The sequence below is a fragment of the Paracoccus sp. M683 genome (genome assembly GCF_007096355.1).
In the GTDB taxonomy this organism is placed as follows: domain Bacteria; phylum Pseudomonadota; class Alphaproteobacteria; order Rhodobacterales; family Rhodobacteraceae; genus Paracoccus.
The window spans coordinates 80,386-92,722 of record NZ_VKDF01000004.1; the positions used below are offsets into that span (position 1 = coordinate 80,386).

General features: G+C 62.9%; 14 protein-coding genes. 8 read left to right on the forward strand and 6 right to left on the reverse strand.

Going from position 1 to position 12,337, the window contains the following annotated elements; genetic code table 11:
• Positions 1 to 39: 39 nt before the first annotated feature.
• Positions 40 to 1,215, forward strand: a complete 1,176-nt coding sequence (locus FNJ84_RS07060) for a M20 aminoacylase family protein (RefSeq protein WP_143792320.1) — start codon at positions 40 to 42, stop codon at positions 1,213 to 1,215.
• 58 nt (positions 1,216 to 1,273) lie between these two features.
• Here the strand turns inward: FNJ84_RS07060 and FNJ84_RS07065 are convergent, their stop codons facing one another.
• Positions 1,274 to 1,810 carry a peroxiredoxin-like family protein gene (locus tag FNJ84_RS07065; protein ID WP_143792321.1) on the reverse strand — a complete coding sequence of 179 codons (537 nt, stop codon included), beginning with the start codon at positions 1,808 to 1,810 and terminating at the stop codon, positions 1,274 to 1,276.
• A 14-nt stretch (positions 1,811 to 1,824) separates the two neighbouring features.
• Here FNJ84_RS07065 and FNJ84_RS07070 point away from each other — a divergent pair, with 14 nt between their 5' ends.
• Entirely contained in the window at positions 1,825 to 2,628 is an 804-nt protein-coding gene (locus FNJ84_RS07070) for an AraC family transcriptional regulator (RefSeq protein ID WP_143792322.1), read from the forward strand.
• A gap of 15 nt (positions 2,629 to 2,643) precedes the next feature.
• Here FNJ84_RS07070 and FNJ84_RS07075 read toward each other — a convergent pair whose 3' ends face one another.
• A complete protein-coding gene (locus FNJ84_RS07075; RefSeq protein ID WP_143792323.1) occupies positions 2,644 to 2,967 on the reverse strand; it encodes a protealysin inhibitor emfourin in 324 nt (107 codons plus the stop codon).
• A gap of 73 nt (positions 2,968 to 3,040) precedes the next feature.
• The gene (locus FNJ84_RS07080) at positions 3,041 to 4,150 is read right to left on the reverse strand and encodes a M4 family metallopeptidase (protein ID WP_221931942.1); all 1,110 of its coding nucleotides are present in this window, start codon (positions 4,148 to 4,150) and stop codon (positions 3,041 to 3,043) included.
• 236 nt (positions 4,151 to 4,386) lie between these two features.
• On the opposite strand from FNJ84_RS07080, the gene FNJ84_RS07085 reads away from it, so the two are divergent.
• On the forward strand, positions 4,387 to 5,394 hold the full coding sequence (locus FNJ84_RS07085) for a DUF808 domain-containing protein (protein ID WP_143792324.1): 1,008 nt from the start codon (positions 4,387 to 4,389) through the stop codon (positions 5,392 to 5,394).
• 29 nt (positions 5,395 to 5,423) lie between these two features.
• Here FNJ84_RS07085 and FNJ84_RS07090 read toward each other — a convergent pair whose 3' ends face one another.
• On the reverse strand, positions 5,424 to 5,828 hold the full coding sequence (locus FNJ84_RS07090; RefSeq protein WP_143792325.1) for a hypothetical protein: 405 nt from the start codon (positions 5,826 to 5,828) through the stop codon (positions 5,424 to 5,426).
• Between the two features lie 338 nt (positions 5,829 to 6,166).
• Between FNJ84_RS07090 and ugpB the strand changes: the two genes are divergently transcribed.
• The 4 genes from ugpB to FNJ84_RS07110 all read left to right on the forward strand — a co-directional run bounded on the left by ugpB (position 6,167) and on the right by FNJ84_RS07110 (position 10,282).
• Positions 6,167 to 7,480, forward strand: coding sequence for a sn-glycerol-3-phosphate ABC transporter substrate-binding protein UgpB (ugpB, locus tag FNJ84_RS07095; RefSeq protein WP_143792326.1), 1,314 nt, complete (start codon positions 6,167 to 6,169; stop codon positions 7,478 to 7,480).
• 63 nt (positions 7,481 to 7,543) lie between these two features.
• Entirely contained in the window at positions 7,544 to 8,422 is an 879-nt protein-coding gene (gene ugpA / locus FNJ84_RS07100; protein WP_143792327.1) for a sn-glycerol-3-phosphate ABC transporter permease UgpA, read from the forward strand.
• Position 8,423: 1 nt separating this feature from the next.
• The gene (gene ugpE / locus FNJ84_RS07105) at positions 8,424 to 9,272 is read left to right on the forward strand and encodes a sn-glycerol-3-phosphate ABC transporter permease UgpE (RefSeq protein WP_143792328.1); all 849 of its coding nucleotides are present in this window, start codon (positions 8,424 to 8,426) and stop codon (positions 9,270 to 9,272) included.
• 2 nt (positions 9,273 to 9,274) lie between these two features.
• Positions 9,275 to 10,282 (forward strand): sn-glycerol-3-phosphate import ATP-binding protein UgpC, encoded by a 1,008-nt coding sequence (locus FNJ84_RS07110; protein ID WP_143792329.1) that lies wholly within the window; start codon positions 9,275 to 9,277, stop codon positions 10,280 to 10,282.
• A gap of 17 nt (positions 10,283 to 10,299) precedes the next feature.
• Here FNJ84_RS07110 and FNJ84_RS07115 read toward each other — a convergent pair whose 3' ends face one another.
• Together FNJ84_RS07115 and FNJ84_RS07120 are read right to left on the reverse strand one after the other, a co-directional pair.
• Positions 10,300 to 10,695, reverse strand: coding sequence for a hypothetical protein (locus FNJ84_RS07115; protein ID WP_143792330.1), 396 nt, complete (start codon positions 10,693 to 10,695; stop codon positions 10,300 to 10,302).
• Positions 10,692 to 11,234, reverse strand: a complete 543-nt coding sequence (locus FNJ84_RS07120; RefSeq protein WP_143792331.1) for a sigma factor-like helix-turn-helix DNA-binding protein — start codon at positions 11,232 to 11,234, stop codon at positions 10,692 to 10,694. Before FNJ84_RS07120 ends, FNJ84_RS07115 begins: the two co-directional genes overlap by 4 nt.
• A 127-nt stretch (positions 11,235 to 11,361) precedes the next feature.
• Here FNJ84_RS07120 and cobS point away from each other — a divergent pair, with 127 nt between their 5' ends.
• Entirely contained in the window at positions 11,362 to 12,333 is a 972-nt protein-coding gene (cobS, locus tag FNJ84_RS07125) for a cobaltochelatase subunit CobS (RefSeq protein WP_143792332.1), read from the forward strand.
• Positions 12,334 to 12,337: the final 4 nt, after the last annotated feature.

Below are 12,337 nucleotides of genomic sequence, written 5' to 3' on the forward strand. Positions count from 1 at the left end.
GCGTGCCACCTGCCACAGCCCGGAGCCCAAGTCCACATCATGCCCGTCCTGAACCGCATCGCTGAATTCGGCCCCGACATGACCCGCTGGCGGCGCCATCTGCATCAGCATCCCGAACTGGGCTTTGAGTGCCACCAGACCGCGGCTTTCGTCGCCGAGCGACTGCGCGAGTTCGGCGTGGACGAGATCCACGAAGGTATTGGCCGCACCGGCATCGTGGCGATCATCAAGGGGCAGGGGACCGGACCGACCATCGGGCTGCGCGCGGATATGGATGCCCTGCCGATGGACGAGGAAACGGGGGCTGAATGGGCCTCGACCGTGCCGGGGCGGATGCATGCCTGCGGCCATGACGGGCACACGACCATGCTGCTGGGGGCCGCGCGCTATCTTGCCGAGACGCGCAATTTCGCGGGTCGCGTGGCGCTGATCTTTCAGCCGGCGGAAGAGGATGGCGGCGGCGGCGATGCCATGGTCCGCGACGGCATGATGGATCGTTTCGATATCGCCCGCGTTTTCGCGCTGCATAACAATCCGGGGCAGGATGCGGGGTCGTTCCAGACCACGCCGGGGCCGATCATGGCGTCGGTCGACAATTTCCACATCCACCTGCGCGGGCGCGGTGGCCATGCCGCCATGCCGCATCTGACCGCCGATCCGATCGTGGCGGCGGTGGGGATCGTCAGCGCGATCCAGACCATTTCCAGCCGCAACCACTATGCGATGGACGATCTGGTCATCTCGGTCACCCAGGTCCATGCCGGCAGCGCCGACAACATCGTCCCCGAGACCGCCTATATCTGCGGCACCATCCGCTGTTTTTCGGACGAGGTGCGCGAGATGGTATCGCGCCGCCTGCATCAGATCTGCGAGGGCCAGGCGGCGGCTTATGACATTGCCGTCGATCTGGACTATGAACATGGCTATCCCGCGACTGTGAATCACGAGGGCGAGACAGCCTTTGCCGTCGCAGCCGCCCGCGAGGTCGCCGGCGACGCCAATGTGATCGCCGAGTCCGGGCGCGAAATGGGGGCCGAGGACTTCAGCTATATGCTGCAACAGCGGCCCGGCTGCTATCTGTTCATCGGCCAGGGTGAGGGCGCCAGCGTCCACAACGCCAGCTATGATTTCAACGACCAGATCGCGCCCGTGGGTGCGACATTCTTTGCCCGGCTGGTCGAACGCGCACAGCCGCTGAAAACCGCCGCCCGCTAGGCCGGGCGCGCGACAGGGAAGCGGGGGCGGGTCGAGCCGCCCCCAGTCACCGCAGCGCTCAGACCGGGCCGCGAATTTCGCCGCGCGCGGGGTAGTCCTTGGCGATGACGAAATCCAGCGCACCCATGAAATCGGCGAAATGCGGCCGCACGAAGGGCATGGTCTGGACCGATCCGTAATACAGGGTCTGATCCGGCTTCACGATGAAAACGCCAGGTTCCGAGAACAGCGCGGGTTCCTCGATCCCGATCGAGGTCGTGCCCCGCCCGGCCGACAGATACAGCCCCCAATCCCGTGCTTTCTGCAAGGGAAGGTCATGGGCGATGCGCAGGTTAACGGCCCTGATCTTCCCGGCCATTGTGGCGGCGCGCCCTGCATCGTCGGTGCTGATCGCGATCGTGCCAAGGCCGCGCTCGGCGAAATTCGGGGTCAGGCGCTCCAGCTCGGTCAGGTAGGTGGCGCAGATGGGGCAATGCAGGCCGCGATAGAAACAGATCAGCGTGCCGTTCGGGCCGGTTTCGGCTGACAGGTCGAAGGTGCCATGGGCAACCGTGGCCAATGTCAGGGCAGGGGTCTTTTCGCGGGGGGACAACATGAAACTTTCCTTCAATGATCTTGCAGCTTGGCTATGCCGGCTTTACGAACGGAAAAAATCCGAAATATACGACTGAAAGGATGATCATGGGGCTGGATCGCCTGTCATCTCTGCTGGATCGGATGCGGCTTCGCATCGACGCCGCCTCGACCGGGCAGGCCAATATGGCCGGGATCGAGGCACCGGACGGTCAGGTTGACATTGTGCTGCAACCGCGGCGGACCGGCATTGCCACGACACCGGGACAGCGGGTTCTGTTTGCCTTTTCCGTCGATTTCGGCGGCGAGTTCAGCCCCGTGCTGACCGCCATGCCGGACCTGGTTCGCGAACCGGCGGGCGGCGACAGCGATACGGGCCGGCTTGCGGCCTTGCTGGCGGCCGAGCATGGCCAGCCGCGCTGTGGCGGGCCGGCGGTGATGGCGCGGCTGGCCGAGGTGCTGGTGGTCTGGATCCTGCGTCGCCAGATCGAAAAGGCGCCGGCCGCACCTGGGCTGTTCGGAGGGCTGGCCCATCCCCGCATCAGCCAGGCGCTGGTGGCGATGCATGACGCGCCCCAGAAGATCTGGCGCAGCACCGATCTGGCCCAGATCGCCGGCCTGTCGCACAGCCATTTCAAGCAGGTCTTTGTGGAAACCGTTGGCGTGTCGCCGATGGCCTATCTGCGGCGTTGGCGGATGATTCTGGCACGGGATCAATTGCGGCAGGGCGCGCGTGTGGATCGCGTCGCCCGTCGGTCCGGCTATGGCGGGGCAGACGCCTTTTCTCGGGCCTATCGGCGCGAGTTCGGCATTCTGCCGGGCAGCGAACCCAGGGCGTGACGCCGTCGCAGACCGCTACATCTGGTCGATCAGGTCCAGCATTTCGGGGGGCAGCTGATCCTCGCGGATCGTATAGACCTGCTCGCCAGCCTGACGGCCGGTGACGCGGATCCGATAGACCATCATGTCGCTGCCCTTGGCCCGGACCGAGCGCGAGGCCAATTGGCTAAGATCGCGCGGCTCGAACATGTCGCAGATCTCCTGCCGCAGCGCCGGTGCCTGCCGGTCCACGTCGATCCGCTTGTTCAATCCAGCCGCCGCAAGCCCGCCAAAGCCGCCGCTGGACGAGATTTCAATGATCATGGCAATGCATCCAGCCGTTACCGTTGCGCAACTCATCATGCAAAAGATAGGCGCGGATGCCGATTCCGGCAAGATCGCCGAAAGGACAGGCCCCTCGGCGATCGGCAGGTCAGGTGGGCAGGCCGACCAGTTTCCAGGCCCGGCGCAGCATCGTCACCTCGGTGCTGGTTATGCCGTAAAGCTCGATCGCGGCGGCGACGGTCTGGTCGGACCATTGCGCGAAACTGGCCAGCGGGTTGTTCAGCTGCTGCAAGGCGCGATACCAGATCTGCCCCGGCTTTTCCCAGGAATTTCCGCCAATATACTGGCAATACAGATAAAAGGCGTGGTTCGGGATGCCGGAATTGATATGGACCCCGCCATGGTCGTCGGTGGTGGACAGGAAATTGTCCATATGGAAGGGCTGCGGATCCTGGCCCAGCAACTCGTCATGATAGGCGGTGCCGGGGGCCTTCATGCTGCGCAGCCCGACGCCCTTGATGTCGGGGCCGAGGATCTCGCCGCCGATGATCCAGTCGGCCTGATTCACGTCCTGCCCCTTGTGGCGCTGCACCGCGATGGCGCCGAAAACATCGGCGATGCTTTCGTTCAATGCCCCCGACTGGTCCTGATAGACCAGCCCGCCCGAATGCTGGATGATGCCATGGGTCATCTCATGCGCGATGACGGACAGGTCGATAAAGGTCCTGAACAGCTGCCCGTCGCCATTGCCATAGGCCATCTGCTCGCCATTCCAGAAGGCGTTGTTATAGTTGCGCCGGTGATTGACCGTGGCGATCAGCGCCATGCCTTTGCCATCCAGAGAATCGCGGTCATATTCGTCGCCAAACAGTCCGAATACCTGACCCGCCGCGTCATAGGCGCGGTCGGCATCCTCGATGCCGCAAGGGTCGTCGCCCTCCTCGCGCACCAGTTTTCCGGGCAGCGTGGCCTTGTGCTGGCCGTCATGGATCTGCCGGTTGGGGCTGTATTTCGCTGCCGCCGCCCGACCCTGGCCGCGGGCCCGTGCCATGGCGGGCGAATCCTCGGGCGGGGCCGGCGTGACATGCGCGTTGTCCTGGCGGTCGTCGCGCAATTGTTCGGTTTGCTTCAGCAGGCTGCGCGCCATTTCGGCCAGGCGCTCGTCGCCGCGCAGGGCGATGACGCGCAGCATATGCGGGGGAACGATGCAGTTGATCGTGTGATGATGAGTGCCATGGGAACAGACTGAAAAACACATGCGTCGGGAACCTCTCGCTTGGGAATCGAGGTTAACACAGACTAACTTCGGAACAAATAGAGAACATCAACCATGGGACGTATTTTGCGCATTTCAATCAACCATGTGTCCGGCTGTGATCGCATGTGCCGAATCCGTCGGTCTTACCCTGTCATTGCGGTGCAAGACGGTGAACCGAACTTGCGCCTGCCGCGTTGGCGGGGCAGGTTCTGACGGAACATGATGGAGAATGGTGCATGAGTGGTCTGATCGCGCTGCTGGATGACGTGGCCTCGATTTCCAAGGTTGCGGCGGCGTCAATCGACGACGTAGCGGGCCAGGCGGTCAAGGCCGGCGCCAAGGCCGCAGGCGCGGTGATCGACGATGCCGCGGTGACACCGAAATACGTCCAAGGCTTCGATGCAAGCCGCGAATTGCCGATTGTCTGGAAGATCGCGCGCGGCTCGCTGTTCAACAAGCTGGTGATCCTGCTGCCCATCGCGTTGCTTCTGTCGGCCTTCGCGCCATGGCTGATCGCGCCCCTGCTGATGATCGGCGGGGCCTATCTGTGCTATGAAGGCGCCGAGAAGGTCGCCCATGCCTTTGGCAGCGATTCCGACACGCATGACAGCGAAAAGCACACCCATCCCGATCAGGACGGCGCCGCGCTGGAGGAAGCCCGCGTGGCCGGTGCGATCAAGACCGATTTCATCCTCTCGGCCGAGATCATGACCATCGCGCTGTCCACCATACCGGAAGATGACACCCTCTGGATGAAGGCGTTGATTCTGTTCATCGTCGCCATCGGGATTACGGTTGCCGTCTATGGTTTCGTTGCGCTGATCGTTAAGGCCGATGATGTCGGCGTGCATCTGGCGACCGAACGAAAGGGCGCGCTGGCCGCGCTTGGTCGCGGCATCGTCAAGTTCATGCCGGGTTTCATGAAGGTGCTGACCGTCGTTGGCACCGCCGCGATGATCTGGGTCGGCGGGCAGATCGTGATCCACGGCCTGCACGAGCTGGGCCAGCACCAGCCCTATGAATGGATCAATCATCAGGCCGAGGCCGCAGCGGCCGCCGTGCCGCAATTCTCTGGTCTGGTCAATTGGGCCGTCACGGCCTTTTTCGACGGGATTGTCGGGCTTGTTCTTGGCCTGATCCTGATCCCGCTGGCGAAATACGTGATCAACCCGATCCTTGGCGCGACGGCCATTCCGCTGATCGGCTGGATCAAGGGCCTGTTCGGCGGCGCCAGCAAGGCCTGAGCCAGATAAGGGAAGGGGCCGGCGCCTGATCAGTCGATCAGCATGATCTCGGTCGGCCCCGGTGGCAGATAGCCCTTGGGGAAGCCGCTATACCAGGCTTTCGAATAGAGAAGCGCGCAGGCGCAGCCCGCACGCGAGGTTTCGGTGCGCTCGACCTGGCCCTGAATGACGTGCAGCCCCGATCGGCCGGCTTCGCGGGCCAGATCGGCGGGCGAGGCCAGCCCACCTTTTTGCCGGATGGCGTCAATCCGTGGGCGAAGATCGTTGGGGCCATCGGTCTGTTCGGCGCGGGTGATCGCACCGGTCCTGCAATTCAGCAGGGAAAAGCGCCCGTATTCCGGGCCATTCCCCACAGCGGTCAGGGTATAGAGGCCGATATTCTCTCTGCCCAGATCCTCGGCGGGAAGCTCATAGGTGGTGGCGCCGTATTCCATTTCCACCCGGCCGCAGCCCGCATCGCTGGTCGCTTGCTTTCGAAGGGCGGTGTCGTCGGACAGGCACCCTGCCAGAAACAGGCACGAGAGGATGGCCGCGTCTCTGATTCCGGGAATGGAAACCTGTTACATATTGAATTCGTGATATTATACCTTCTTCGCACCAAGGATCGGCACCGGTCTACCACTTCCATCAGCCCCATGCATATCGGCTGCACTGTTTCGTTGACCGGTCAGTCAAAGACTGTCACATTTCCTTCGCAAAACGGTTGTGGAACTGTCACCACGAACGGCTAGACCGCGCGGGTATCCACGACCTCAACAGGAGGAAAAACAATATGAAACTTATGTTTACGGCCTCGGCCGTCGCTTTTGCCGTATCTGCTGCTACCGCGCAGGCGCAGACCGAAGTTCAGTGGTGGCACGCCATGGGCGGCGAATTGGGCGCCAAGCTGGAAGAGATCGTCAAGGGCTTCAACGACAGCCAAAGCGATTACAAGGTCGTCCCCTCCTACAAGGGCACCTACCCGGAAACCATGACCGCCGCGATTGCGGCCTTCCGCGCCAAGCAGCAGCCCGCCATCGTTCAGGTCTTTGAAGTCGGCACCGGCACGATGATGGCCGCAGAAGGCGCCATCATTCCGGTCCATCAACTGATGGCCGATCAGGGTGCCGCCTTTGATCCGGCCGGCTTCCTGCCGCAGGTCGTGGGCTATTACACCGATACCGACGGCAATATGCTGTCCATGCCGTTCAACAGCTCGACGCCCATCCTGTATTACAACAAGACGGTCTTCGAAAAGGCCGGGCTGGACCCGAACACCCCGCCAAAGACCTGGGGCGAGATGGAAGAATTTTCCAAGAAGATCATCGACTCGGGTGCGGCCACCTGTGGCTTCACGACCGGCTGGATCAGCTGGATCCAGACCGAGAATTTCAGCGCCTGGCACAACCAGCCCATCGGCACGATGGAAAACGGCTTTGGCGGGCTTGATGCGCGCCTGACCGTGAATGGCCCTGTGCAGGTCAAGCATTGGGGCAATCTGAAGAAATGGGCCGATGAAGGCATCTTCAAATATGGCGGCCCGGTCGGCGGCGACAACGCCCCGCCGATGTTCTATTCGCAGGAATGCGCGATGATCATGAACAGCTCGGCTTCCCGCGCGGGCGTGATCGCCAATGCCAAGGATTTCGAGCTGGGCTTTGGCATGCTGCCCTATTACGACGATGTCGAGGGCGCGCCGCAGAACTCGATCATCGGGGGCGCGACGCTGTGGGTGCTGTCGGGACGTCCCGACGAGGAATATGCCGGCGCGGCGAAGTTCTTCGAATACCTCTCCAGCCCGGCGGTGCAGGCGGATTGGGCGTCCTTCTCGGGTTATCTGCCGATCACCCAGGCGGCGGCGGATGAAATGGCCGGCTTCTTTGCCGAAAATCCGGGTGCGGATACCGGGTTGAACCAGATCACGCTGAACGCCCCGACCGAGAATTCCAAAGGCCTGCGTTTCGGCAACTATGTCCAGATCCGTGGCATCATCGACGAGGAATTCGAGCAGCTTCTGGCCGGGTCCAAGGATGCCCAGGGCGCGCTGGATGGCGTGGTTGCGCGCGGCAATGCGCTGATCGAAGAATTCGAGACGCAGAACCAGTAGACCTGACACCGGGGGCTGCGCCGATCGACGCGGCCCCCATCCCCTTCTGGCCCGAGTGACAAGATGAAGCGCACGATCTTTCGCAATCAGCTATTGCCCTGGCTTTTGCTGGCCCCCCAGCTTGCCATCACCTTCATCTTCTTTCTCTGGCCCGCAGCCCAGGCGGTCTGGCAAAGTTTCCTGCGCGAGGACGCCTTTGGCATCAACAGCACCTTTGTCTGGTTCGAGAATTACCGCCGCCTCTGGGGCAGTGCCGAATATCTGAACAGCATGAAGGTCACGCTGATCTTCGCCGTCTCGGTCACTGTGCTGTCGATGGGCGTGGCGCTGCTGATGGCGGTGGCGGTGGACCGGATGCTGCGATCGACGCGCATCTATACCACGCTGCTGGTCTGGCCCTATGCGGTGGCGCCTGCGGTAGCGGGCATCCTGTGGTGGTTCATCTTCAACCCGACCGTGGGGATCATGCCCTATGTGCTGGGCCAGATGGGCATTCGCTGGAACCATATCAGCAATCCCGATCAGGCGATGACGCTGGTGGTCATCGCAAGCGCCTGGAAGCAGATCAGCTATAACTTCCTGTTCTTCGTCGCCGGGCTGCAAGCGATTCCGGCGTCCCTGCGCGAGGCCGCCGCCATCGACGGCGCCGGGCCGATCAAGCGGTTCTTCACCATCACCTTCCCGCTACTGTCGCCCACGACCTTTTTCCTGCTGGTCGTCAATATCGTCTATTCGATGTTCGAGACCTTCGCCGTCATCGACAGCACGACCGAAGGCGGCCCGGCACAGGCCACGAATATCATGGTCTACAAGGTCTATTTCGACGGTTTTATTGGTCAGAACATGGGCAGTTCCGGCGCGCAATCGGTGATCCTGATGCTGATCGTGATCGCATTGACAGTGATCCAGTTCCGCTATGTCGAGAAGAAGGTGGAGTATTGAGATGATCGAGAACCGCCCCTTCCTGAACATACTCGCCCATCTGGTGCTGATCTTCGGCGTGGCGCTGGTTGCGCTGCCGGTCTGGGTGGCCTTTGTGGCCTCGACCCATACGGCCACCGACTTTTCATCGGGCACGATCCCGATGTGGCCCGGCCCGCATCTGGTGGAAAATTACAGCCGCATGCTGGATGCCGGCGTGTCCACCAGCGGCACGCCTCCGGTGGGGCAGATGATGGTCAACAGCCTGATCATGGCGCTGGCCATCGCCATCGGGAAGATCATCATCTCGATCCTGTCGGCCTTTGCCATCGTCTATTTCCGCTTTCCCCTGCGCAATCTGGCCTTCTGGTGCATCTTCGTGACGCTGATGCTGCCGGTCGAGGTGCGCATCGTGCCGACCTTCAAGGTGGTGGCCGATCTGGGTCTGCTGAACAGCTATGCCGGGTTGTCGATCCCGCTGATCGCGTCCGCCACGGCCACTTTCCTGTTCCGGCAGGTCTTTCTGACCATGCCCGATGAACTGGTCGAGGCCGCCCGGATCGACGGTGCAGGGCCGATGAAATTCTTCCGCGACATCCTGCTGCCGCTGTCGCGCACCAATATCGCGGCCTTGTTCGTGATCCTGTTCATCTATGGCTGGAACCAATATCTGTGGCCGCTGCTCGTGACCACCGATTCCGGCTATTACACCATCGTTGCGGGCATCAAGCGCATGGCCGACGCGGTGGACGGGCTGCCACAATGGCATCTGGTGATGGCCACCGCCGTCATGGCGATGCTGCCGCCCGTCCTGGTCGTCGTGCTGATGCAGAAGCTGTTCGTCAAAGGTCTTGTCGAGACGGAGAAATAATCGTGGCATCCATTACCCTGGACAATGTCGGCAAGGTCTATCCCGGCGGCACACGGGCCATTGGCGACGTGAATATGGACATCGCCGATGGCGAGTTCATCGTGCTGGTCGGGCCCTCGGGCTGCGGCAAATCCACCCTGCTGCGGATGGTCGCGGGGCTGGAAAGCATCACCGACGGCACCGTCAAGATCGGTGATCGCGTGGTGAACGAGGTCGAGCCTGCCGACCGCGACATTGCCATGGTGTTCCAGAACTACGCGCTTTACCCGCATATGACGGTCCGCCAGAACCTGGAATACGGGCTGAAGAACCGCCGCACCCCGCGCGACGAGATCGCCCGCCGGGTCGAGGAAGCTGCCGGTATCCTGCAAATCGGCCAATATCTCGACCGCAAGCCACGCGCCCTGTCGGGTGGTCAGCGCCAGCGCGTTGCCATGGGCCGCGCCATCGTGCGCGAACCGGCGGCGTTTCTGTTCGATGAACCGCTGTCGAATCTGGATGCGAAACTGCGTGTCACCATGCGGCTTGAAATCAAGGACCTGCAAAGGCGGCTGAGAACCACCTCGCTTTACGTCACGCATGACCAGCTGGAGGCGATGACCCTGGCTGACCGGCTGGTTGTTCTGAACATGGGCCGCGTGGAACAGATCGGCACACCGCTTGAGGTCTATCGCAAGCCGGCAAGCACCTTTGTTGCCGGGTTCATTGGCAGTCCGGCGATGAATCTGATCTCGTCCCGCGCGGTGCCGCATCTGCCCGGCAGCGCCCATGCCGGGCTGCTGGGCATTCGCCCTGAGGATCTGGTTGTCGATCCTGCCGGCGCGATCGAACTGAAGATCACCGCGGTCGAGGAACTGGGCGCGCAGAGGCTGGTTCACGGTCTGGTCGGGGGCGAGGATTTCACCGTCACCATGCCGTCGGACGCGGCCTTGGGCGACAGCCTGACGCTGTCGGTCCCCGCGCAGGCGCTGCACCGTTTCGACAAGGAAAGCGGCCTGCGGCTGGATTGATCGCCGCGCGCCGGGGCTCAGCCACCCGACAGCAGCAGAATCGCAGCCAGAGCGGCCGCACCGGCGAGAATCGCGGCCAGCAGCCAGATGAACCAACCGCCCTGGCCCGCGCCGCCCGACCGCGCCGATCCACGCCCGGCCCGGATTGGCGGCACATCCGCCAGCGGTTCCCTGGCCAGTCCAAGGGCGCGATGAACCGCCATCAGGGTCGCCGTCGGCGGCATTACCGGCGTCAGATCGTCGGCAAGGGGGGCCAACCGCTCTTGCCAATCGCGGATGGCGGCGGCGAAGGCCGGGTCGCTGGCCAGACGCTGACGGGCGGTTTGCAGGTCGTCGTCGCGCAGCAGGCCAAGCGCATATTCCGCCGCAAGGGCCTGGGTTTCCTCCTCGGGGGCAAGCGGTTTTTCGGTCATCGGCCTGTGCAGCTTTTCAATGTCAGCAGGGCCCGCCGCAGCCAGTCGCGCAGGGCGCCGGGCGGGGTATCGGTCAGCCGGCCCAGCTCCGAGTAGCTTGCGCCTTGCAGAAAGATCGTGCGGATCGCCTGGGATTGCGCCTCGTCCATTCCCGCAAGGCAGGTGTTCAGCCGTTCGCGCTGCTTCGCGGAAAGGTCTGGGCCACCGGCCAGCGGGCTGGCGGTGGCAGGCAGGGCATCAAGGCTGCCGGAAGGGGCGTTTCCGTCGCCGTGCAGCCGGGCCAGCGCCAGATCACGGGTCAGGGTGGTCAGCCAGGCCATCGGCGACAGCCCGGTTTCCGGCTGGCGCGCGCCATCCTGCCAGACGCGCTGGAACACCTGGCGCAGCACATCCTGCGCGGCCGGCCTTTCCTTCAGGATCGACAGGCAAAGCGCGTGCAGCCGGGCCGAGGTCGCATCATACAGCGCATCCAGCGCGGCCCGGTCGCGATCGGCGATCCGGGCGATCAACTGTTCGACTTGGGCTCGGCGGCTGTCCATCGCGGATCGTATCCCTGTGGGCCGGTTTCAGGTTAGGCCGCGTCGTGGTTTCGCGTCAACGCCGGCGACCTTGCGCCCGGCCTGCGAATGCGCGATCAAGCAGGCTGGACGAGCAAAGGGGCCTGACATGCTGGATGCGACTGCGAAACCCACCGAAGAGATCGACCTGCGCGAGGTATTCGGTCTGGACAGCGACATGAAGGTCAAGGGCTTTGCCGAACGGACCGACCGCGTACCCGAGATCGACAGCACCTACAAGTTCGACCCTGATACCACTTTGGCCATTCTGGCGGGCTTTGCCTATAACCGCCGGGTGATGATCCAGGGCTATCACGGCACCGGCAAGTCGACCCATATCGAACAGATCGCCGCGCGGCTGAACTGGCCCTGCGTGCGGGTGAACCTTGACAGCCATGTCAGCCGGATCGACCTGATCGGCAAGGATGCGATCAAGCTGGTCGATGGCAAGCAGGTCACGGTTTTCCACGAAGGCATCCTGCCCTGGGCGCTGCGCAACCCGACCGCCATTGTCTTTGACGAATATGACGCAGGCCGCGCCGACGTGATGTTCGTGATCCAGCGCGTGCTGGAGGCAGACGGCAAGCTGACCCTGCTGGACCAGAACGAGGTGATCACGCCGAACCCCTATTTCCGCCTGTTTGCCACCGCGAACACTGTGGGTCTGGGCGACACGACCGGCCTCTATCACGGCACCCAGCAGATCAACCAGGGCCAGATGGACCGCTGGTCCCTGGTCGCCACGCTGAACTATCTCAGCCATGACGCCGAGGCCGCCATCGTTCTGGCCAAAAGCCCCAATTACAACAACGAAAAGGGCCGCAAGATCATCAACCAGATGGTCACGCTGGCCGACCTGACGCGGACCGCCTTCATGCAGGGCGATCTGTCGACGGTCATGTCGCCGCGCACGGTGATTTCATGGGCGCAGAACGCGCGGATCTTCGACAATGTCGGCTATGCGTTCCGGCTGACCTTCCTGAATAAGTGTGACGAGCTTGAACGGCAGACCGTGGCCGAGTTCTATCAGCGCCTGTTCGACGAAGAACTGCCGGAAAGTGCGGCGGCGATTGCGGGGTGATGGG

Excerpts from the sequence above, each read along its gene's own strand:
- FNJ84_RS07060 (WP_143792320.1), top strand. The coding sequence starts at position 40 with ATGCCCGTCCTGAACCGCATCGCTGAATTCGGCCCCGACATGACCCGC.
- FNJ84_RS07065 (WP_143792321.1), bottom strand. The coding sequence starts at position 1,810 with ATGTTGTCCCCCCGCGAAAAGACCCCTGCCCTGACATTGGCCACGGTT.
- FNJ84_RS07070 (WP_143792322.1), top strand. The coding sequence starts at position 1,825 with ATGATCTTGCAGCTTGGCTATGCCGGCTTTACGAACGGAAAAAATCCG.
- FNJ84_RS07075 (WP_143792323.1), bottom strand. The coding sequence starts at position 2,967 with ATGAGTTGCGCAACGGTAACGGCTGGATGCATTGCCATGATCATTGAA.
- FNJ84_RS07080 (WP_221931942.1), bottom strand. The coding sequence starts at position 4,150 with ATGTGTTTTTCAGTCTGTTCCCATGGCACTCATCATCACACGATCAAC.
- FNJ84_RS07085 (WP_143792324.1), top strand. The coding sequence starts at position 4,387 with ATGAGTGGTCTGATCGCGCTGCTGGATGACGTGGCCTCGATTTCCAAG.
- FNJ84_RS07090 (WP_143792325.1), bottom strand. The coding sequence starts at position 5,828 with ATGGAATACGGCGCCACCACCTATGAGCTTCCCGCCGAGGATCTGGGC.
- ugpB (WP_143792326.1), top strand. The coding sequence starts at position 6,167 with ATGAAACTTATGTTTACGGCCTCGGCCGTCGCTTTTGCCGTATCTGCT.
- ugpA (WP_143792327.1), top strand. The coding sequence starts at position 7,544 with ATGAAGCGCACGATCTTTCGCAATCAGCTATTGCCCTGGCTTTTGCTG.
- ugpE (WP_143792328.1), top strand. The coding sequence starts at position 8,424 with ATGATCGAGAACCGCCCCTTCCTGAACATACTCGCCCATCTGGTGCTG.
- FNJ84_RS07115 (WP_143792330.1), bottom strand. The coding sequence starts at position 10,695 with ATGACCGAAAAACCGCTTGCCCCCGAGGAGGAAACCCAGGCCCTTGCG.
- FNJ84_RS07120 (WP_143792331.1), bottom strand. The coding sequence starts at position 11,234 with ATGGACAGCCGCCGAGCCCAAGTCGAACAGTTGATCGCCCGGATCGCC.
- cobS (WP_143792332.1), top strand. The coding sequence starts at position 11,362 with ATGCTGGATGCGACTGCGAAACCCACCGAAGAGATCGACCTGCGCGAG.